1 rRNA gene is annotated in these 1,846 nt (G+C 56.3%); it reads right to left on the bottom strand.

Annotated features, from left to right (window positions below):
• Nucleotides 1–1,846: ribosomal RNA gene (locus ACH4SE_RS36425) — 23S ribosomal RNA — on the bottom strand; the annotation flags it as partial.

Below are 1,846 nucleotides of genomic sequence, written 5' to 3'. Positions count from 1 at the left end.
TACCCTTTAGGAGGCAACCGCCCCAGTTAAACTACCCACCAGACACTGTCCCTGATCCGGATCACGGACCGAGGTTAGACATCCAGCACGACCAGAGTGGTATTTCAACGACGACTCCACAATGGCTGGCGCCACCGCTTCACAGTCTCCCACCTATCCTACACAAGCCGAACCGAACACCAATATCAAGCTATAGTGAAGGTCCCGGGGTCTTTCCGTCCTGCTGCGCGAAACGAGCATCTTTACTCGTAGTGCAATTTCACCGGGCCTATGGTTGAGACAGTCGAGAAGTCGTTACGCCATTCGTGCAGGTCGGAACTTACCCGACAAGGAATTTCGCTACCTTAGGATGGTTATAGTTACCACCGCCGTTTACTGGCGCTTAAGTTCTCAGCTTCGCCCTGCCGAAGCAGAACTAACCGGTCCCCTTAACGTTCCAGCACCGGGCAGGCGTCAGTCCGTATACATCGCCTTACGGCTTCGCACGGACCTGTGTTTTTAGTAAACAGTCGCTTCTCGCTGGTCTCTGCGGCCACACCCAGCTCACCAAGCACGTTGGATCACCAGACATGGCCCCCCTTCTCCCGAAGTTACGGGGGCATTTTGCCGAGTTCCTTAACCATAGTTCACCCGAACGCCTCGGTATTCTCTACCTGACCACCTGAGTCGGTTTAGGGTACGGGCCGCCGTAAAACTCGCTAGAGGCTTTTCTCGACAGCATAGGATCATCCACTTCACCACAATCGGCTCGGCATCAGGTCTCAGACTATGTGCCACCCGGATTTACCTGGATGACGTCCTACACCCTTACCCCGGGACAACCACCGCCCGGGCTGGACTACCTTCCTGCGTCACCCCATCACTTACCTACTAAGACTCTGGTTCGTCGGCTCCACCACTCCCCCTCACTCCGAAGAGATCAGGGGCGGCTTCACGGACTTAGCATCGCTCCGTTCAGCATTGGGCGCTTTACAGCGGGTACCGGAATATCAACCGGTTGTCCATCGACTACGCCTGTCGGCCTCGCCTTAGGTCCCGACTTACCCTGGGCAGATCAGCTTGACCCAGGAACCCTTAGTCAATCGGCGCAAGAGTTTCCCACTCTTGTATCGCTACTCATGCCTGCATTCTCACTCGTGAACCGTCCACCACTGCCTTCCGGCGCGGCTTCACCCGGCACACGACGCTCCCCTACCCATCACAGCCCCCGTTAGGAGTATTGCTGCAATGACACGACTTCGGCGGTACGCTTGAGCCCCGCTACATTGTCGGCGCGGAATCACTTGACCAGTGAGCTATTACGCACTCTTTCAAGGGTGGCTGCTTCTAAGCCAACCTCCTGGTTGTCTCTGCGACTCCACATCCTTTCCCACTTAGCGCACGCTTAGGGGCCTTAGTCGATGCTCTGGGCTGTTTCCCTCTCGACCATGGAGCTTATCCCCCACAGTCTCACTGCCGCGCTCTCACTTACCGGCATTCGGAGTTTGGCTAAGGTCAGTAACCCGGTAGGGCCCATCGCCTATCCAGTGCTCTACCTCCGGCAAGAAACACACGACGCTGCACCTAAATGCATTTCGGGGAGAACCAGCTATCACGGAGTTTGATTGGCCTTTCACCCCTAACCACAGGTCATCCCCCAGGTTTTCAACCCTGGTGGGTTCGGTCCTCCACGACCTCTTACAGCCGCTTCAACCTGCCCATGGCTAGATCACTCCGCTTCGGGTCTTGAGCGTGCTACTAAAACGCCCTATTCGGACTCGCTTTCGCTACGGCTACCCCACACGGGTTAACCTCGCAACACACCGCAAACTCGCAGGCTCATTCTTCAAAAGGCACGCAGTCACGA

It is taken from the genome of Streptomyces sp. NPDC020983 (assembly GCF_044333485.1).
In the GTDB taxonomy this organism is placed as follows: domain Bacteria; phylum Actinomycetota; class Actinomycetes; order Streptomycetales; family Streptomycetaceae; genus Actinacidiphila.
This window is presented reverse-complemented; position numbering and strand designations above follow the sequence as displayed.